Below are 19,146 nucleotides of genomic sequence, written 5' to 3'. Positions count from 1 at the left end.
TATGAGCACCGTTTCAACGCCTATGGCGAGCACCGCCCCCCTGATCAATAAGGATCGCGTGATCGACTGGCTGGGTATCGCGCCCTTCGTCATCTTCGCTCTGCTGTTTCTGATCATCCCCACGCTTTATCTCGTCGTCGGCGCCTTCCTCACGCCGGAAGGCGAATTCACGTTCAAGAACATCGGCGATCTCTTCACGCCGTCGATCATGAGCGCCTATTGGATCAGCATCCGTGTATCGGTGGCGTCCGCCCTCGGCGGTGCGCTGATCGGCTTCTTTCTCGCCTGGGCAGTCGTCCTCGGCGGCCTGCCCTCCTCTGTCCGCTCGACGCTTTTGACCTTCTCCGGCGTCGCATCGAACTTCGCCGGTGTGCCGCTCGCCTTCTCGTTCTTGGCAACGCTTGGCCGCACCGGCCTCGTCACCATCTTCCTGCGCGACTGGTTTGGCTTCAATCTCTACGGCACCGGATTCAACCTTTTATCCTTCTTCGGCCTCACCATCACCTACATGTATTTCCAGATCCCGCTGATGGTGCTGATCCTCACGCCGGCGCTCGACGGCATGAAGAAGGAATGGCGCGAGGCCGCTGAAATCCTTGGCGCCACGAACCGCCAGTACTGGACGATGATCGCCCTGCCGATCCTCTGGCCAAGCCTGCTCGGCACGACGCTACTGCTCTTCGCAAACGCCTTCGGCGCCATCGCCACAGCCTATGCGCTGACAGGAAGCTCCCTGAACATTGTTCCGATCCTGCTTTACGCACAGATCCGCGGCGATGTCCTTCACAACCCGAACCTCGGCTATGCGATCGCGCTCGGCATGATCGTCATCACCGGCGTCTCCAACGTCCTTTACCTGATGCTGCGCATGCGCGCCGAACGGTGGCAGAAATGAAAGCTCAACGTCTCGGCGCCTGGATCGCCATCTTTCTGGGTGCGTCCTATTTCATCATTCCGCTGATCGGCACCATCGAGTTTTCGCTGCGCATGCGCCGCGGCGTATACAGCTTCGATGCCTATCAGTCGGTCTTTTCGGACATCCAGTTCCGCGAGACCTTTGGCTATTCCATGCTGATGGCCCTTTTGACAATCGTCTTCGGCATGCTGCTCGTCGTGCCGACGGCCTATTGGGTTCGCCTGCGCCTGCCACAGATGCGCCCGATCGTGGAATTCGTGACGCTGCTGCCGTTGGTTATCCCGGCGATCGTCATAGTCTTCGGCTATTTGCGCATGTACAATTCATCGTCGGTCCTGCCGTTGACGGGTTCTACGACCGGCACGAACATCCTGCTCGTCTGCTCCTACATCACGCTGTCGCTGCCCTACATGTATCGAGCGGTCGATACCGCCATGCGCGCCATCGACGTCCGCACGCTGACAGAGGCGGCCGAAAGCCTCGGTGCCAGCTGGCCAACCATCATGTTCCGCTGCATCTTCCCGAATGTCATGAGCGGCGTGCTGTCCGGCGCCTTCATCACGCTCGCGATCGTCATGGGCGAATTCACGATGGCTGCCCTCCTCAACCGGCCGGCCTTCGGGCCTTATCTGCAGCTTGTCGGTGCCAACAAGGCTTACGAGCCGTCGGCGCTCGCCGTCATTGCCTTTTCGATCACATGGCTCTGCATGGGTCTGCTCAACCTCATCTCCCGCTTCCAAAAATCCGCCCCCGCAAGGTAACTGGCCATGTCATTCCTCACGCTGACCAATCTTCAGAAGTCCTTCGGCCAGGTTCAGGTCGTCCATAATTTCAACATGAGCATCGAGAAGGGGGAATTCGTCTCCTTCCTCGGGCCGTCGGGCTGCGGCAAGACCACGGTGCTGCGCATGATCGCCGGCTTCGAGACGCCGACCGGCGGCAGCCTCTTCATCAACGGCAAGGATCAGCGCCCGCTGAAACCGAACCAGCGCAACATCGGCATGGTCTTCCAGGCTTACGCGCTGTTCCCGAACATGAACGTGCACGACAACGTCGCCTTCGGTCTTAAGGTTGCAGGCATGTCGAAGGCCGACATCGATGCGCGCGTGAATGAAATGCTGGGTCTTATCCGCCTCGACCATCTCGCTGATCGCTTCCCCTACCAGATGTCCGGCGGCCAGCAGCAGCGTGTGGCGCTTGCCCGCGCGCTTGCCGTCAAGCCGCAGGTTCTGCTGCTCGACGAACCGCTCTCCGCGCTCGATGCGAAGATCCGCGTGTCGCTGCGCGAAGAGATCCGCCTCATCCAGCAGAAGCTCGGTATCACCACCATCTTCGTGACGCACGACCAGGAAGAGGCGCTTTCGATCTCCGACCGTATTGTCGTCATGAATGCCGGCAAGGCGGATCAGATCGGAACACCCTTCGAGGTCTACAATACGCCGGCAACCCGCTTCGTCGCTTCCTTCGTCGGCACGCTGAACATGATCGAGGCGAAGGTCGTCGATCCGGCGGCAAACCGCATCCAGGTCGGCGACCAGGGCGTGACGCTCAAGCAGTCGCTCGCAACCTACAAGGCGGGCGACACCGTTTCGCTGGCGCTTCGTCCCGAAGCGGGCTCGCTTTCCGACAGCGTCAAGAGCGATACGGCGCTGACCGGTCAGGTCATCTCCGCCCACTTCCTCGGCTCCGTCATCCGCACCCGGATGAATGTCGGCGGCAACGTCATTTCCTTCGACATGTTCAACAGCCCGGGTGTCACCCCGCCGCAGGCAGGCGAAACCGTCACTCTCCGCTTCATGGCCGCCGACCTGCTCGTCGTCCGCGATTGATCTTGCTTGAGTAAGCGGACAAGGGCGCGCCATTCTCCGTGGCGCCTTTTTCTGGATGCTGCTGACCTGGATCCTGTCGGCGGGGATCGTCGTCACCACGCTGATGAGCGCGGCCTCAGCGATCTTCGGCGACCTCACCCCGCTTGCGGTCGCGTCATTTGTGCCGATCAATCCGATGGCGCTGCTCTTCATCGCCGTACTTGCCTACATCCTCGGACCCTACCTTATGGCGGCCGAGGCGACAGCGTCGAAGCCGATGTCGGCATCGAGGAACGGACGGACCGGCTGGCGCAGAAGGCGTGAGAGAGTCCCGTACGGCACGAGGGTGCGGAGGAGGCTGCCCCTCCACTCTTCCAGTCACACCTACCGTATCGCCTGCTCGTTTTCATCGAAGCGATGCATATGCGCCATGTCCGGCGTCGCATAAACAATCTCGTCCGGCTCGTACTTGTGTTCGCCAAAGAGGCGCGCCGTCAGCAGACCGCATTGGTCGGTCTCCAGATAAACGATCGTATCGGCGCCGAGATGCTCGACATGCACGATTTTCGCCTTCCAGGTCCCCTGCTCGCGCGAAAGCGTCAGATGCTCGGGACGAACACCGATCGTCCTCGCCTCCTTGTCGCTGAGCTTTTCTGCCGGGATAAAGTTCATCATCGGCGAGCCGATGAAGCCAGCGACGAAGACGTTGGCCGGCCGATTGTAGAGTTCCATCGGCGAACCGACCTGCTCGATCGCACCGGCATTCAGCACAACGATCTTGTCGGCCAGCGTCATCGCCTCGACCTGGTCGTGGGTGACGTAGATCATCGTCGCCTTCAGGCTGCGATGCAGGCGGGCGATCTCCAGGCGCGTCTGGACGCGTAGCGCCGCATCGAGATTGGAAAGCGGCTCGTCGAAGAGGAAAAGTTCCGGTTCGCGCACGATGGCGCGACCAATCGCGACGCGCTGGCGCTGGCCCCCGGAGAGCTCGGCCGGCCGGCGCGCGAGATAGGGCCCCAGCGACAGCATCGACGATGCTTTGCCGACTCGCGTCTCGATCTCGTCCTTCGGCATTCCCGCCTGCTTCAGTCCGAGCCCCATGTTGTCCTTCACGGTCAGGTGGGGATAGAGCGCGTAGGATTGGAAGACCATGGCGATACCGCGCTTGGCAGGCGGCGTCAGCGTCTCGTCCTTGCCGTTGATGAGGACGGCGCCGGACGTCACGTCTTCGAGGCCGGCGATGCTGCGCAGCAGGGTCGATTTTCCGCATCCCGACGGTCCGACGAAGATGACGAATTCGCCGTCCTTGACCTCAAGGTCGATGCCCTTCAGCACCTCATGCGTGCCATAGGTCTTGCGTATGGATTTGAGTTGAAGCGATCCCACTAGTCTTTCCCTTACAGTTTGACCGGTTTTCCGGTGCGTACGCTCTCATCGGCGGCGAGGCAGATACGTAGCGATGCAACGGCATCTGCCATGTGACGATTGAGGTCGAGATCCTCGCGAATGGCCTTGAGCATGAAGGACTGCTCGCGGTCGCAGAGCTCCTGATGGCCGGGTTCGCCGGCCATCGTCATGTCCTGGTCCGGATTGATGAACTTGCCATCCGGCCCGGTCTCGGCATTATGCAGCCGGATGACGGAGGTCTTGGTGTGCGTGTCGATGTCGTCCGATTTCGCGTTCGGGTCCATGACGATCGAGACCGCTCCCTTCGGCGACATGACATCTTTCACGAAGAAGGCCGTCTCCGAGATCATCGGTCCCCAGCCGGCCTCGTACCAGCCGACAGAACCATCCTCGAAGATCACTTGCAGGTGGCCGTAATTGTACATGTCCGGCGCGACCTCGCCGGAAAGCCGCAGCCCCATGCCGCGCACCTCGACGGGCTTGGCATCGGTGATCTGGCACATGACGTCGACATAATGCACGCCGCAATCCACGATCGGCGATGTCGTCTGCATCAGCGATTTATGCGTCTCCCAGGTCGGGCCGCTGGATTGCTGATTGAGGTTCATGCGGAATACGTAGGGCGGCCCAAGTTTTCGCGCTTCCTCGATCAGCTTCATCCAGGATGGATGATGGCGAAGGATGTAGCCGATCACCAGCTTCCGCCCGGCCTTCTTCGCAGTCGCTATGACGCGCTCTGCGTCGGCTACGGTCGTTGCAAGCGGCTTTTCCACAAAGACATCGCAACCGGCCTCGAATGCGGCGACAGCATAGTCGGCATGGCTGTCGGAATAGGTGCAGATGGAGCAGAGGTCGGGCTTCAGCTCGGCCAGCGCCGACTTGAAGTCCGGATAGATGCCGTAGTCCTGTAGCTCCGGCGCAAGCTCCGGCTTCGAGCGGTTGACGAGACCGACGATCTCGAAGTCCGGGTTGTTGTGATAGGCGAGCGCATGGCTACGGCCCATATTGCCGAGCCCCGCGACGAGAACACGGACCGGCTTGTGCAAAACGGTCATTTCACTGCTCCCGAGGTGATGCCGCGGATCAGCTGCCGCGAGAAGATGACGTAGAGCACGAGGATCGGCAGGATCGCCAGCGACAGCGCAGCCAGGACCGCGTTCCAGTTGGTGACGAATTGCCCGATGAATATTTGCGAGCCGAGCGTTACGGTCTTGGTGGATTCGGCCGGCGCCAGGATCAGCGGGAACCAGAGATCATTCCAGATCGGGATCATGGTAAAGACCGCAACCGTCGCCATCGCCGGGCGCACAAGCGGCAGCACCAGCCGGAAGAAGATTGCGTATTCGGAAAGCCCGTCAATGCGGCCGGCATTCTTCAGGTCATCGGAGACCGTGCGCATGAATTCCGACAGGATGAAGATCGCCAGCGGAATGCCCTGCGCCGTATAGACGAGAACCAGCGCTGTCAACGTATTGACGAGACCCGCCGCCACCATGCCCTGCAGGATCGCCACCGTTCCGAGACGGATCGGGATCATGATGCCGATCGCCATGTAGAGGCCCATCAGCGTGTTGCCGCGGAAGCGGTATTCGGACAAGGCGAACGCCGCCATCGCGCCGAACAGCAGCACGAAGAAGATCGAGACGACGGTCACGATCAAGCTATTTTGGAAATAAGTCGCGAAGTCGCCCTGCCCCAGGACCGTCTGATAGCCAACAAGGCTGAAGGTCGAGGGCGTCGGAACCTGCAGCGGCGAACGGAAGATGGCGTTGCGGTCCTTGAACGAGTTGATGATCGTCAGAAACACCGGAAAGACGGCGACGAGCGTGTAACCGATCAAAGCCAGGTGAACGAGCCCGGTGCGGATCGGCGATGTGCGTGCTCTGTTGGACATGGACCACGCTCCTTAGAACTGATACCGGCGCATGCGCCGCTGGATGGCAAAAAGATAGAAAGAGACGCCAGCGAGAATGATTAGGAACATCGTCGTCGCGATCGTCGCCCCCATGGATCGGTCGCCGAGCTGCAGCTGGAAGCCGAAGAAGGTGCGGTAAAGCAGCGTTCCCAGAATGTCGGTCGACTTATCGGGGCCGGCAAGCGCGCCCTGCACCGTGTAGATCAAGTCGAAGGCGTTGAAATTGCCGACGAAGGTCAGGATCGAGATGATGCCGATCGCCGGCAGGATGAGCGGTAGCTTGATCTTCCAGAACTGGGCCCAGCCGGTGATACCGTCGCATTCCGCCGCCTCGATCACCTCTTCCGGAATGCTGAGCAGCGCCGCGTAGATCAGCATCATCGGGATGCCGATATATTGCCAGTTGGAAATCAGCGAGACGGCGACCAGCGCCGGGCCGGACTGGCCGAGCCAGGGCGCAAAGAAGGATTTCATGCCAACAAGGCTCATCAGCCAGGGTGCAACGCCCCAGATCGGCGAGAGGATCAGCTTCCAGATGAAGCCGACGATCACGAAGGAAAGCAGTGTCGGCAGGAACATCGCCGTGCGGTAGAAGGCGACGAAACGCAGCCGCGGCGTGGACAGAAGCGCTGCAAGCGCAACGCCGATCGGATTCTGCACGCACATATGAATGGCGAAAAAGATCACGTTGTTGACGAGCGCGTTCCAGAAATCATGCGCCCAGTGTGGATCGCTGAAGAGCACCTTGTAGTTCGCAAGGCCAACGAAGGCGGGCACGCCGTCAACCACATTGTAGAACGAAAGCCTGAGCGTTTCGATCAACGGCAGGATCATGATCGCCGAGTAGACGACGACTGCCGGGAGAAGAAAGACGCCGATATGCCAGCGCACCGGGCGCTTGAGCGAAATCGGGGTTTCCGATGTCAGATCGGTCATTGTTTCTGGCTCGCTTTGCTTCGTTCTCTCCCTCGTCCCTATCCTCGGGTTATCCCGAAAATCCCACAGGGATCCAGTTGCGCCGCGTCGGCGGCGCGGGAGACTCTTCTCACGCGAAAGATTTCGCGTGGCTGGGTTCCTGTGACGAGCACAGGAATTTGGGCGGCGCAAGATCGCCGCCCTTCTCGCTGGAGGCTTACTTGGCCGGCTTGTACCAGCTGTCGAGACCCTTCTGGAGCTTTTCGGCAGCCACTTCCGGCGTATCCGTGCCGTTGATGACGTTGGCTGATTCAATCCAGGTTTCGTTTTCCAGGTTCGGCGTGCCGCGCTGCAGGATCTGATAGGTCGAGCGGACGGTCGACTTGTACGGGCCGCGCCAGGAAACGAATTCCTGAGCCAGCGGATCACTCATCTTCACCGGGTTTGAGTTCAGGCTGAAGAAGCCCGGCAGCGCGTTCGCGTAAATGTCTGCGAATTCGGGGGAAGCAACCCAGCTCAGGAATTTCTTGGCTTCCTCGGCATGTGCGCTCTTCGTATTCAGGCCGACACCGATGTCCGGATGGTCGGAGATGTAGCCGGTGTCGCCAGCCTTGGGAACCGGCGGCGGGAATGCGCCCATCTTGAACTGTGCCTGGCTGTTGAACAGCGAAATTTCCCACGAGCCGGCGGGGTAGATCGCCGCACGGCCGAGCGTGAAGAGGTTCTGGCTGTCGGAATAGGTCTGCGCTTCGAAGCCGTCGCCGAGATAGGGCTTCCACTTGGCGAGTTCCTTGTAGGGTTCGACCCATTCGGCATCCGTCAACTTCTTCTTGCCTTCGATAAGGGCCATGCGACCCTCCTCGCCCTTCCAATAGTTCGGGCCGATGTTCTGGTAGCCCATGGTTGCGGCTTCCCAAAGGTCCTTCGTGCCCATGGCCATCGGGATGTAGGTGCCGTCCGCCTTGATCTTTTCGAGAGCGGCGTAGAACTCCTCCTGCGTCTTGGGAACAGCGATGCCGAGCTTGTCGAAGGCATCCTTGTTGTAGATGAAGCCGTGAATGACCGAAGCCATCGGAACGCAGAAGGTTGACTTGCCATCGTCGGTCGACCAGGCAGCCTTCGCAACCGGCGTAAAGTTTTCCATGCCCGGCAGGCTGGTTAGGTCTGCAAGCTGCTTCTTGTTAAAGAGTTCGAGCGAGGCATCGAACGGCCGGCAGGTGATGATGTCGCCTGCGGATCCGGCGTCGAGCTTGGCGTTCAGCGACGCGTTGTATTCCGTCGGCGCGGTCGGCGAGAAGACAAGCTTGATACCCGGGTTCTTGGCTTCGAAGGCCGGGATGATCTTTTCCTGCCAGATCTGCAGGTCGTCGTTGCGCCAGCTTTCGATCGTCAGCGTGACATCCGCAGCATAGGCAAAGCCGGCGGACGTGAGCAGACTGGAGGCAAGCAGCAGGCTTTTCAGAGCAGTGTTTTTCATTTCCCTCTCCTGTTTTAAGCGCCGCAGGGCGCTATCTTGGTTCTGAAACAAGCAGTTGGCGTGCCTGAGGATTACACCCAACGCCCCTTGGAAGAGCCGGCAGCTCCTGCCGGCCCCGAAAGCTCGACGGACACGGAAAGCAAATACGCTCCCGGCCCGTATGCGCCCTCCCGATACGCTGAACCGGGCGCGATAATCTCCTAAGGAAAAAGCTGCAGGCGGCTTGGTCTTCATGGCGTTTGCGCCGAAGCGGCAATCGTGATGCGACCTTCTCTCAAAGAAACCGGCTGATTCCTGATGCCAGTTTTTCTCTGCCTCTGCGTGCTGTTCCCTTTTCCGGAATTAAGGCCAAAAAAATACCAATTGTCCAGCCGATTTTAACTTTTGACGCCCATAAATTTCAGTTAAAAATTTTATCGTGTAAAATCAATGATCTATTACTGCAGAATTTTCCAACCAATTCCGCTTGGTAAATGGTATTTTTTTGGTATTGTAGCAAAAATCTAAAAGGATGCAGCGTTCGGAGGCTCGATGACGGATTTGGCAATCGGCATAGATGGGGGCGGATCGAGCTGTCGAGCCGCAGTTGCGGACAGCAAGGGCAACGTTCTGGGCCGGGGCAAGGCTGGGCCTGCCAACATCCTCTCCGATCTCGACAACTCTCTCCTCAATATCATCTCGTCAGCGCGCGAGGCTCTGCGGGATGCGGGCCTGCCTGCCGAAACCCTTTCCAAGGTCTCCGCCGTCATCGGCGTCGCGGGGGCCAATGTCGGCGACTACGGAGCCCGCATCGAGCAAGCCCTGCCCTTTGCAGATGGCCATGTCGTCACTGATGCCCTGATCGCGCTCGAGGGCGCCCTCGGCGATTCCGACGGCGTCATCGGCGCCTTCGGCACCGGCTCGGTCTACAATGCGCGCAGGCACGGCAAATTGCGAGGTATCGGCGGCTGGGGCTTCGTCGTCGGTGATCAGGCAAGCGGCGCGCGCCTCGGCCGCGACCTATTGGAAAGGTCTCTGCTCGCCTACGACCAGGTGCGCCCGTCTTCGCCGCTGACGGTAAAGCTCATGACTGAGTATGGCGATGACCCCGAACGCGTCGTCGAATTCGCCCACGCCTCGAAACCCAAGGAGTTTGCCCGATACGCTCCGCTTGTCTTCGATTACGCCGCACAAGGCGACGAGATCGCAATCGGCATCATCAAGGACGCCGCTGCGGCGATCGGCGATAACCTGGACGCCCTCCTCTGGCCGGAATGCCCAGCGATCTGCCTGCTCGGCGGCCTCGCAAAGGCCTATGAACCCTGGCTCGCCGAGCGGCACAAAGTCCTTCTCAGAGAGCCGAAAGGCGACGTCCTCCAGGGTGCGATCGATCTCGCATTAAAATTTCTTCAGGAGCGACAGGAGGGTGCGGCATGACGGATGATTTCGCCAGCATCCTTTCGTCCGAGCGCCTTCAAGGCGGCGGCAGCGGCCCGCTCTATGTCAAACTGCGCCGCACCCTTGAAGAAGCCATTCGCGCCGGCACGCTCGGCCACGGCGATGCCTTGCCGCCGGAGCGCGACATCGCGGAGTTCGCAACCGTCAGCCGAGTCACGGTCCGCAAGGCGATAGACGAGCTCGTCGCGGACGGCCTACTTGTACGCCGCCACGGCTCCGGCACTTTCGTTGCCAAGCCGGTCTCGAAGGTCGAACAGCGGCTGTCCCAGCTCACCTCCTTCACCGAGGATATGGCCCGCCGCGGCATGACCTCGCGCTCCGAGTGGCTGCATAAGGGCATCCACACGCCCTCGCCCGACGAGATGATGAACCTCGGCCTCGCCGCCGATATCAAGGTCTCGCGGCTGAGCCGCCTGCGCATCGCCGACGACCAGCCTCTGGCAATCGAGAATGCCAGTGTCTCGGGCGAATTCCTACCGGACCCTTTCGTGGTGACGACATCGCTCTATGCCGAACTCGAGAGGCGCCAGGTTCGTCCCGTCCGCGCGGTGCAGCGCATCTCAGCCACCAATATGAAGGAAGCCGACGCCCATCTGCTTGGCGTGCCCGTTGGCGCCGCCGGCCTTTCGATCGAGCGTATCTCCTACCTCGGCTCGGGGCGCGCCGTTGAATTTACACGCTCGCTCTATCGCGGAGACGCTTATGATTTTGTGGCGGAACTGACGATCGGGGCCTGAGACCTGCTACCTTCAAGCTGCGATGTCATCCTCGTCCATCAACTCGAAAAAGTTCGGACCGGTCCGATAGCTTTCTTTGAGAAAGCCAATCTGAAGCGAGGTCTGCGCGATGGGCGTCAGCGACGCAACCGGCTTCTGTCCCTTCACACTCACCACTTCATCGCCAGCGCGTGCGGCCTCAATCAGTTTCAACACATCGATCTTTGCGGCGCGGAGAGTCACCGTCATCAGCGCATGCTGAGCCGACTTACCTATCCTGCTCCATATACTGCCGATTTCCCGGGCTTTAGAGATATCAGCAACATAAACCCGGAAAGTGAAAACACTTTCCGGGTTTCTTGAATCAAAGCCTGAAGACATCGCATACGCCACACGTCACGCCGCGTCGTCGATCTCCTCGGCAGCCTTGCGCGGCACGTAGTTGAGCACCGGTCCGAGCCAGCGTTCCACTTCGGAAATCTCCATGCCCTTACGCGCAGCATAGTCCTCGACCTGGTCGCGCTCCACCTTGGCGACGCCGAAATAGTAGCTGTCGGGGTGGCCGATATAAAGGCCGGAGACCGAAGAACCGGGCCACATGGCGTAGCTTTCCGTCAGCTTCACGCCGGCTGCCTTTTCGGCGTCGAGCAGGCGAAAGAGCGTTGCCTTTTCCGTGTGGTCGGGCTGCGCCGGATAGCCCGGCGCAGGGCGGATGCCGGCATATTCCTCGGTGATGAGTTGCTCGTTGGTCAGCGTCTCGTCCTTGGCATAGCCCCAATATTCGCGCCGGACCCGTTCGTGCATGCGCTCGGCGAAGGCCTCGGCGAAGCGGTCGGCGATCGCCTTGACGAGGATCGAGGAGTAGTCGTCGTTGGCACGCTCGAACCGTTCCGCGATCGCAATTTCCTCGATGCCCGCGGTCACCACGAAGCCGCCGACATAGTCCTCGACCCCGCTCGAAACCGGCGCGACGAAATCCGACAGCGCAATGTTCGGGCGGCCATCGCGCTTGGAAAGCTGCTGGCGGAGCGTGTAGAAGGTCGCAAGCTCTCCAGCGCGCGCCTCATCCGCGAAGAGACGGATATCGTCGCCGGCGCTGTTCGCCGGCCAGAAGCCGATGACGGCGCGCGGCCGGAACCACTTCTCGTCGATCACCTTCTTTAGCATCGCCTGCGCATCGGCCCAGAGAGCACGCGCCGCCTCGCCCTGCTTCTCATCTTCGAGGATTGCTGGGAAGCGTCCGCGCATTTCCCATGTCTGGAAGAACGGCGTCCAGTCGATATACTTGGCGATCTCAGCCAGATCATAGTCCTCGAACACCTTGGTGCCGATGAACTGCGGCCTAGTCGGCTTGTAGGCGGCCCAATCCACCTGCTGCGCATTCTCGCGGGCGCGGGAAAGCGGCAGACGAACCTTCTCGGCCTCGCTGCGCGCATGAGCTGCGGCAACCTTGGCATACTCGCCGCGGATATCGTCGATATAGCCCTGGCGCGTATCCGGAGACAGCAAGGACGAGACGACGCCGACGGCGCGGCTTGCATCCGTCACATAGACCGCCTGGCCCTTTGCATAGCCAGGATGGATCTTCACCGCGGTATGAACGCGGCTCGTTGTCGCGCCGCCGATCAGAAGCGGGATATCGAAGCCCTCGCGTTCCATCTCGGCTGCTACATGCACCATCTCGTCGAGCGACGGCGTGATAAGGCCAGAAAGGCCGATGACATCGACTTTTTCGGCCGTCGCCGTCTCGAGAATCTTTGTCGCCGGCACCATCACGCCGAGGTCGATGATCTCGTAATTATTGCAGGCAAGCACGACGCCGACGATGTTCTTGCCGATATCGTGCACGTCGCCTTTGACCGTCGCCATCAGGATCTTGCCGGCAGTCTTCCTCTCGTCGCCGCCATTGAGGCGCTTTTCCTCTTCCATGTACGGCAGCAGTACGGCGACCGCCTGCTTCATCACCCGCGCCGATTTGACGACCTGCGGCAGGAACATCTTGCCGGAACCGAACAGATCGCCGACGACGTTCATGCCGGCCATCAGCGGGCCCTCGATGACATGCAGCGGACGTGCCGCCTTCTGGCGGGCCTCTTCGGTATCGGCCTCGATATATTCTGTGATGCCGTTGACCAGAGCGTGTTCAAGACGCTTCTCGACCGTCCATTCGCGCCAGGAAAGATCCTGAACTCTGGCTTCCTTCGTGCCTGCGCCCCGGAAACGCTCGGCGACTTCGAGCAGGCGCTCGGTACCATCCGGACGCCGGTTAAGCACGACGTCTTCGCAGGCTTCGCGCAGTTGCGGATCGATCTGGTCGTATACCGCAAGCTGGCCGGCATTGACGATGCCCATGTCCATACCCGCCTGGATGGCGTGGTAGAGAAACACGGCATGCATCGCCTCGCGCACCGGCTCGTTGCCACGGAACGAGAAGGACAGGTTGGAAACACCGCCGGAAACATGCACCAGCGGCATGCGCTGGCGGATCGTGCGCGTCGCCTCGATGAAATCGACGCCGTAATTGTTGTGTTCCTCGATGCCGGTCGCGACCGCAAAGATGTTCGGATCGAAGATGATGTCCTCTGGCGGAAAGCCCGCCTTCTCGGTCAGGAGCTTATAGGCGCGCGTGCAGATATTCACCTTGCGCTCGTAAGAATCAGCCTGCCCTACCTCATCGAAAGCCATGACGACGACGGCCGCACCGTAGCGGTGCAGCAGCTTCGCCTGGGCGAGGAAATTCTCCTCGCCTTCCTTCAATGAGATCGAGTTGACGATCGCCTTGCCCTGGACGCACTTAAGACCCGACTCGATGATCGAAAACTTCGACGAGTCGATCATCACCGGCACCCGGGCAATATCCGGCTCGGCGGCGATCAGGTGCAGGAACTCGACCATCGCCTTTTCGGAGTCGATCAGGCCTTCGTCCATATTGACGTCGATGATCTGCGCGCCGTTTTCCACCTGATCGCGGGCGACGTCCAAGGCGGCATTGTAGTCGGCGTTGGTGATCAGCTTGCGGAAGCGGGCCGAACCGGTAACGTTGGTGCGCTCGCCGACGTTGACGAAAGGAATGTCCTTGGTCAGTTCGAAAGGCTCGAGTCCCGACAAAGACATGAACGGGCGGTGTTCCGGGATCGGCCGCGGCTTGTACTTGGCAACCGTCTCGGCAATCGCGCGGATATGTTCCGGCGTCGAGCCGCAGCAGCCGCCGACGATATTGACGAGGCCTTCGCGCGCGAAGCTGTCGATCTGCGCCGCCATCAGCTCCGGCGTCTCGTCGTATTGGCCGAATTCGTTCGGCAACCCGGCATTCGGATAGGCGCAGACGAAGGTGTCGGCAACACCCGCGAGCTCTTGCAGATGCGGACGCATCGCATTGGCACCGAGCGCGCAGTTGAGGCCGATTGTGAACGGATTGGCGTGGCGCACCGAGTTCCAGAAGGCCGAAGGCGTCTGTCCGGACAGCGTGCGGCCGGAAAGATCGGTAATCGTGCCCGAGATCATCACCGGCAGGCGGATACCTTTCGCTTCGAAGCGCTCCTCACAGGCAAAGATTGCAGCCTTGGCATTCAGCGTATCAAAAATGGTCTCGATGAGGATGATGTCCGCGCCACCGTCGATGAGGCCATCGATCTGCTCGCCATAGGCGATGCGAAGGTCGTCGAAGCTGATCGCACGGAAACCTGGATTGTTCACATCCGGCGAGATCGAGGCAGTGCGGTTTGTCGGGCCGATGGCGCCCGCCACGAAACGGCGGCGGCCATCCTCGCGCTCGGCGCGGATAGCGGCGCGGCGCACGATCTCGGCACCCTCTTTATTGAGCGCATAGACCTCGCCTTCCATCTGATAATCGGCCTGCGCGATGCGCGTCGAGGAGAAGGTATTGGTTTCGAGAATATCCGCGCCAGCCTTGGCGTATTTGTAGTGGATTTCCTCGATCGCATCTGGCTGCGTCAAGATCAGAAGATCGTTATTGCCCTTCTGGTGACAGGCGCAACCGATGAAACGATCGCCGCGGAACTGGTCCTCATCGTAGCCGAGCCCCTGGATCTGCGTGCCCATGGCGCCGTCAAGAACGAGGATTCGCTCGCTCGCGGCTTTCCGCAGAGCTGCAAAGACTTCGCTTCCGTCGCGTTTTGCCCCTTCGGGGCCGAAAAGAGTGTCGAACACGGGCGGACTCCTTGACGTCGTTTAAAGACCAAAGTGACCAAATCACATAAAGATATCTTTATGTCAATATATGCCTGAGGTTTCCGGTTTTGCAAGGCTTGGCGGGTGACAGACCACAGCGTGCTCTATATAGGCCTTTCGCAAGGCGTTGTGCATGAAATCGGAGGAGTAACATGGCACCTGCAATCGGCGGCACCGGGCTCGGAAACTGGAGCGCCCGCGCCTATCACCGCAACTGGCTTCTTGCCCAGGCAAGTGGCCTTTTCGATTTCTTCCAGCACAATTCTGTCAATCCCAAGGGCGGTTTTTACGATCTCGACGATCATGGCAACCCGCTTGATGCCGAGGGACAGGTTCGCAGCATTCATATTGCGTCGCGCGCAGTCCACTGCTTCTCGATCGGGGTCCTTCTCGGCCGTCCGGGTGCCGCCGGCGTCGTCGATCATGGCATGGAGTACCTCTGGAACCACCATCGCGACAAGAAGAATGGCGGCTATATCTGGTCGCTGAACGACAATGGCCCCGTTGATTCCAACAAGCAGGGTTACGGCCACGCCTTCGTGCTGCTGGCTGCTTCCTCAGCGAAAACCATCGGCCATCCGCTGGCCGACGGAATGTTGGCCGACATCACGGAAATCCTGAACACGAAGTTCTGGGAGCCGCAGCATGGTGCCATCGCCGAAGAGTTCACCGCCGACTGGCAGCCGCTTGCCGGCGGCGCCTATCGCGGCCAGAACTCCAATATGCATCTGACCGAAGCGCTGATGGCCGCCTTTGAGGCAACCGGCGACAAGGAATATCTCGCCAAGGCCGAAAGCATCGCCGATCGTGTCATCCTCCACGCGGCCGGTTCCGTCGGCTGGCGCGTCGCCGAGCACTTCAACGCCGATTGGGCTCTCGACAAGAATTACTATCATCCGAACGAAATGTTCCGTCCCGCCGGCACCACGCCCGGCCACTGGCTGGAATGGGCCCGGCTTGTCCTGCAGCTCTGGTCACTCGGCGGCAAGCGCCACGACTGGATGCCGGACGCGGCGAAGGCCCTCTTCCAACAATCCATGGCGCTCGGCTGGGACGACGACAAAGGCGGCTTCTTCTACACGCTCGATTGGGACGACAAGCCCGCCAAGCGCAACAAGCTCTGGTGGCCCGCCTGCGAGGGCGCCGGCGCCGCCCACTTCCTCAACGAACACCTGCCAAGCGACTTCCACGAGCAAAGCTACCGCAAGATCTGGAACGTCATCGAACGCGCCTTTATCGACCATGAGAACGGCGGCTGGCACGAAGAATTGACGGAAGACCTCGTTCCATCTCACAGCCTCTTCCCCGGCAAGGGCGATATCTACCACGCGCTACAGGCCTGCCTCATCCCGCTCTTCCCGGCGACCGGCAGCCTGACCAAGGGCATCATCGAGGCTGGCGGGAGGATTTGAGGCAAGTTGCCGGCGTGGCGCCGGGCGCTCCCTCAGACGCAACATCCTGTGCTTGTCACAGAGATCCAGCAGCGCCATGTCCATGGCGCGGGAGACCCATTGGGGCTAAAAGAGAGTCGTTCACGGCGCAGGCGCGCCGTGGCCAAGGACGGGAATGAGGTCACGTAAAAGTGGCGCTTCGCGGTTGAATTCCTCATCTCAGCCGTAAGGTATCCAAATCCTTCGCCAGCATCAATGACAGCGCCTCCACGACGAGATTGTGGTCGTCGCGTTGCGGCAAACCCGAAACGGTGACGGCGCCGATACAGCCGGTTCCCTTAACGTTGATCGGGAAACTGCCGCCATGCGGTGCGTAGTCTGCGCCGGAAAGCCCGTTGTCTTCGACCGTCTTGCCGTCCTTCTGCAGCTTCAGGCCACAGGCATAGCTGCTCTTCCAATAGCGGAACACCATATTGCGCTTGCGGCGAACCCACTGGACATTGTCGGGGGTGGCGCCCGGCAGCGCCGCGTAGAAGACCGGCATGGAATGCAGCGTGACGTCGATTGCCACGCCCAGGCCGCGTTCGGTCGCGAGTTCCTGCAAGAGCTTGCCGAGTTGCCAGGCGGTGGTGAGATCGAAGGCGTCGAAGCTCAGCACCTTTTCCTGCTCAGCGATCCGGCCAAGATCCGCTTCGATGGTCATAAACCTCGCTCCTCTTGCGTCATCGAACCGGCAGAGAACATCCGCATCCGGTGGCAAAAGTAAAGCAAAATCGTGATGATACCGAAGCTCAGTGCGGCATCGACGACAGCGCGCCTATGATTTCCTCGGGCCGCACAGGCTCGCTGGAGCGCAGCTTCACCGTGCCGTCGCGGTCGAGCAGGACAAGACCGAATTCACCGGGCTGCGGTCCTTCGAGGTCATCGCGGATTTCATCGGCGTCGAGGTCGTAGGAGCCTTCGAAAAGCGGAAACACCCCGCCGCCGGCGATACTGAACACCTCGATATCATCCTCGATGAAGCGCAGATGCGAGGTGCGCAGCAACTCGTCCTGAACGGTTGCGCGATCATCATCCGCATCCGCAAATATGATGAGCACGCGCTTTGTGCCAATGAATGGTTTGAGACAGTCCGGCGAAACGGGCGCACGCGGCGCCGGACCCATGATTTCGCGTATGATTGATTTTAGCATGGTGCTCACATCCTTCGTGTCTGTCTTCAACGATTGGAAGTGAGACCGGTTCCCTGCGAGCGTGACGGGACCGCGGCCTGGCGCGATCCCTCAAGGCTCATTCGGGCGGCTTACGCTCTGCAGTGCGGCTGGAGACGGCCATGATATCGGCGCCGCCGTTGGCAAGAAGGCGTTTGCGCACCAGCACGCGCATGACGCGGGCGGCCGTCGAGAAGCTCATCTGATCGAGCGGTCCTTCGCCTTCCCAGGGTTTGGTCAGTCTTTCGGTGACGGCGCCAACAATGTTCATCGGCACGATGTCGTCGCATTCGCGCATGGCTTCGAAGACGAGGCTGATCGGGATGACCCGTCCTTCGAACGTGACAATCGGCTCGGTAAGTTCCGTATCCCATTCCTCGAAGGCATAGAGCGCTTCGCGGAACAATTCCTGAAGGGTGATCGGGGCGTGTCCGTTGTGAAGTGGCGGCAAGGCATTCGTCATGTCTGTCTCCTCTTGTGGATTAAGCCAGTTCCTCCTCATCGGCCGGGATCGAAGCAGGACACACAGAACCCCAGGGTTCCTCTTCCGGACCGAATAACACGATCGATTTTATAGTGTAACACTCGCGTGATAAAGCGATTTATGCCCGCAGGGCTGCCGACACGCCTCCTAAAACGGATAAGCCGCTGATATCGCTCAAAAACATCAACGGCTTTTTTTCACTTTGAAGTGGAGAATTGACCTTACTGCTCGAGTGCGAAGGTGACGTTGACGGTAACATTATAAGTGTTTTCGCCGCCCTGAACCGGTACAGCAGCGTCACTTGCCTCCTTCATCATCGCCGCGCGATAGACCGGCTGCGGCAGCGGCCGAGCGCTGTTTTCGCTGATTTCGATGACGCGACCGAGCTTCACGCCGGCAGCCTCCGTCAGCGTCTTTGCCTTCTTGATCGCTGCCGCGACGGCATCCTTGCGGGCCGCCTCGATTGCCGCTTCCGGCTTGTCGTTGGTGAACTGGATGTCGCCGCCCTGGTTGACGCCGAGCGTCACGGCCTGGTCGATGATGCCCCCCAGCTCGCCAAGATCGCGCACGCGCACCGTCAGCCCGTTGGAAACCTGGTAGCCGATCAGTTCAGGCGGCTTCGGCTGGCCGTCGTTGTTCTGCGGATAATTATATTGCGGCTGCACCGAAAAGCCCGAGGTCTGCAGGTCCTTGCCGGCAATTCCGCCCTTCTTCAGCGCTGCCAGCACCCCAGCCATCGCCTTGTTGTTTTCGTTGAGCGCCTCGCGCGCCGTCTTCGCCTGCTTGACGACGGCAAGGTTGAGTACCGCCATGTCCGGCGCCAGCGCCGATTCCCCCTCGCCCGAGACCATGATCACCGCCTCGCGAGGCTTCGTTTCGTCGGCAGCGGAAGCCGAAGCCCCCGCCAGCGCGGCAGGCATGCCGATCAGCACGCCGAAAGCCACTTTTCTGATAGTCCGTAGCGCCATTTTTTCACTCCTTGGTTGTCGCCATCCCGCCTCACTCTTTGACGATTGATTGTGAAGCTATTGCGGCAGCGTCTTGTCGCTGCATCCGAATTGCGTTAGAGCGAAACCGCACCGGGGAGCCATTGCCCCGCTGCCCGCGCGGCAAAGCCACGTGAGGGCCTGTAGCTCAATGGTTAGAGCCGGCGGCTCATAACCGCTTGGTTGGGGGTTCGAGTCCCTCCGGGCCCACCATTTCTTTCTTCGGACGTTGTTTTTCCATCGTTTTTTCCTAGATTTGTCTCACCGGAATTCCGGTTCGATGAAAGTGGGA

18 protein-coding genes and 1 tRNA gene are annotated in these 19,146 nt (G+C 60.3%); 8 read left to right on the top strand and 11 right to left on the bottom strand.

What is annotated here, in order from left to right; translation table 11 throughout:
* Nucleotide 1: 1 nt before the first annotated feature.
* From BLP23_RS12625 to BLP23_RS34480, 4 genes are read left to right on the top strand one after another with little or no spacing between them, the layout of a single operon-like run.
* Nucleotides 2-895 (top strand): ABC transporter permease, encoded by an 894-nt coding sequence (locus BLP23_RS12625; RefSeq protein ID WP_092585192.1) that lies wholly within the window; start codon nt 2-4, stop codon nt 893-895.
* Nucleotides 892-1,677, top strand: coding sequence for an ABC transporter permease (locus BLP23_RS12620; RefSeq protein ID WP_039845389.1), 786 nt, complete (start codon nt 892-894; stop codon nt 1,675-1,677). The genes BLP23_RS12625 and BLP23_RS12620 overlap by 4 nt, the downstream gene beginning before the upstream one ends.
* 6 nt (nt 1,678-1,683) lie before the next feature.
* On the top strand, nt 1,684-2,745 hold the full coding sequence (locus BLP23_RS12615) for an ABC transporter ATP-binding protein (RefSeq protein WP_092585191.1): 1,062 nt from the start codon (nt 1,684-1,686) through the stop codon (nt 2,743-2,745).
* A gap of 55 nt (nt 2,746-2,800) precedes the next feature.
* Complete coding sequence (locus BLP23_RS34480; protein WP_233426689.1) at nt 2,801-3,172, top strand: hypothetical protein; 372 nt, start codon at nt 2,801-2,803, stop codon at nt 3,170-3,172.
* Here the strand turns inward: BLP23_RS34480 and BLP23_RS12605 are convergent.
* From BLP23_RS12605 to BLP23_RS12585, 5 genes are all read right to left on the bottom strand, one after another.
* Complete coding sequence (locus BLP23_RS12605; RefSeq protein ID WP_092585190.1) at nt 3,109-4,110, bottom strand: ABC transporter ATP-binding protein; 1,002 nt, start codon at nt 4,108-4,110, stop codon at nt 3,109-3,111. The two genes, BLP23_RS34480 and BLP23_RS12605, sit on opposite strands and share 64 nt — an antisense overlap.
* A gap of 11 nt (nt 4,111-4,121) precedes the next feature.
* Nucleotides 4,122-5,186 (bottom strand): Gfo/Idh/MocA family protein, encoded by a 1,065-nt coding sequence (locus tag BLP23_RS12600; RefSeq protein ID WP_092585189.1) that lies wholly within the window; start codon nt 5,184-5,186, stop codon nt 4,122-4,124.
* Nucleotides 5,183-6,025, bottom strand: coding sequence for a carbohydrate ABC transporter permease (locus BLP23_RS12595; protein WP_074068965.1), 843 nt, complete (start codon nt 6,023-6,025; stop codon nt 5,183-5,185). Before BLP23_RS12595 ends, BLP23_RS12600 begins: the two co-directional genes overlap by 4 nt.
* 12 nt (nt 6,026-6,037) lie before the next feature.
* The gene (locus BLP23_RS12590) at nt 6,038-6,982 is read right to left on the bottom strand and encodes a carbohydrate ABC transporter permease (protein WP_092585188.1); all 945 of its coding nucleotides are present in this window, start codon (nt 6,980-6,982) and stop codon (nt 6,038-6,040) included.
* Between the two features lie 196 nt (nt 6,983-7,178).
* Nucleotides 7,179-8,438 carry an ABC transporter substrate-binding protein gene (locus BLP23_RS12585; protein WP_092585187.1) on the bottom strand — a complete coding sequence of 420 codons (1,260 nt, stop codon included), beginning with the start codon at nt 8,436-8,438 and terminating at the stop codon, nt 7,179-7,181.
* Nucleotides 8,439-8,969: 531 nt separating this feature from the next.
* Between BLP23_RS12585 and BLP23_RS12580 the strand changes: the two genes are divergently transcribed.
* Together BLP23_RS12580 and BLP23_RS12575 are read left to right on the top strand one after the other, a co-directional pair.
* Entirely contained in the window at nt 8,970-9,854 is an 885-nt protein-coding gene (locus BLP23_RS12580; protein WP_092585186.1) for a glucosamine kinase nucleotide-binding domain-containing protein, read from the top strand.
* A complete protein-coding gene (locus tag BLP23_RS12575; protein WP_092585185.1) occupies nt 9,851-10,612 on the top strand; it encodes a GntR family transcriptional regulator in 762 nt (253 codons plus the stop codon). The genes BLP23_RS12580 and BLP23_RS12575 overlap by 4 nt, the downstream gene beginning before the upstream one ends.
* A 12-nt stretch (nt 10,613-10,624) precedes the next feature.
* Here the strand turns inward: BLP23_RS12575 and BLP23_RS35090 are convergent, their stop codons facing one another.
* Nucleotides 10,625-10,972 carry a type II toxin-antitoxin system Phd/YefM family antitoxin gene (locus BLP23_RS35090; protein ID WP_324613735.1) on the bottom strand — a complete coding sequence of 116 codons (348 nt, stop codon included), beginning with the start codon at nt 10,970-10,972 and terminating at the stop codon, nt 10,625-10,627.
* A 15-nt stretch (nt 10,973-10,987) separates the two neighbouring features.
* Nucleotides 10,988-14,761 carry a methionine synthase gene (gene metH, locus BLP23_RS12565; protein ID WP_092585183.1) on the bottom strand — a complete coding sequence of 1,258 codons (3,774 nt, stop codon included), beginning with the start codon at nt 14,759-14,761 and terminating at the stop codon, nt 10,988-10,990.
* A 173-nt stretch (nt 14,762-14,934) separates the two neighbouring features.
* Here metH and BLP23_RS12560 point away from each other — a divergent pair, with 173 nt between their 5' ends.
* Nucleotides 14,935-16,194 (top strand): AGE family epimerase/isomerase, encoded by a 1,260-nt coding sequence (locus BLP23_RS12560; RefSeq protein ID WP_092585182.1) that lies wholly within the window; start codon nt 14,935-14,937, stop codon nt 16,192-16,194.
* A gap of 193 nt (nt 16,195-16,387) precedes the next feature.
* Here the strand turns inward: BLP23_RS12560 and BLP23_RS12555 are convergent, their stop codons facing one another.
* The 4 genes from BLP23_RS12555 to BLP23_RS12540 form a co-directional block, all read right to left on the bottom strand.
* Nucleotides 16,388-16,876 carry a heme-degrading domain-containing protein gene (locus BLP23_RS12555; protein WP_092585181.1) on the bottom strand — a complete coding sequence of 163 codons (489 nt, stop codon included), beginning with the start codon at nt 16,874-16,876 and terminating at the stop codon, nt 16,388-16,390.
* A gap of 88 nt (nt 16,877-16,964) precedes the next feature.
* On the bottom strand, nt 16,965-17,366 hold the full coding sequence (locus BLP23_RS12550; protein WP_092585180.1) for a DUF4174 domain-containing protein: 402 nt from the start codon (nt 17,364-17,366) through the stop codon (nt 16,965-16,967).
* Nucleotides 17,367-17,463: 97 nt separating this feature from the next.
* Nucleotides 17,464-17,847, bottom strand: a complete 384-nt coding sequence (locus tag BLP23_RS12545) for a BRA0787 family protein (protein ID WP_039845404.1) — start codon at nt 17,845-17,847, stop codon at nt 17,464-17,466.
* A 242-nt stretch (nt 17,848-18,089) separates the two neighbouring features.
* On the bottom strand, nt 18,090-18,836 hold the full coding sequence (locus BLP23_RS12540) for an SIMPL domain-containing protein (RefSeq protein WP_167363880.1): 747 nt from the start codon (nt 18,834-18,836) through the stop codon (nt 18,090-18,092).
* A 155-nt stretch (nt 18,837-18,991) separates the two neighbouring features.
* Between BLP23_RS12540 and BLP23_RS12535 the strand changes: the two genes are divergently transcribed.
* Nucleotides 18,992-19,067: transfer RNA gene (locus BLP23_RS12535), tRNA-Ile, on the top strand.
* Nucleotides 19,068-19,146 lie beyond the last annotated feature (79 nt).

This window comes from Rhizobium mongolense subsp. loessense (genome assembly GCF_900099775.1).
GTDB lineage: Bacteria > Pseudomonadota > Alphaproteobacteria > Rhizobiales > Rhizobiaceae > Rhizobium > Rhizobium loessense.
Note: the sequence above shows the minus strand (reverse complement) of the source record. Positions and strands in the feature narration are given on the sequence as shown.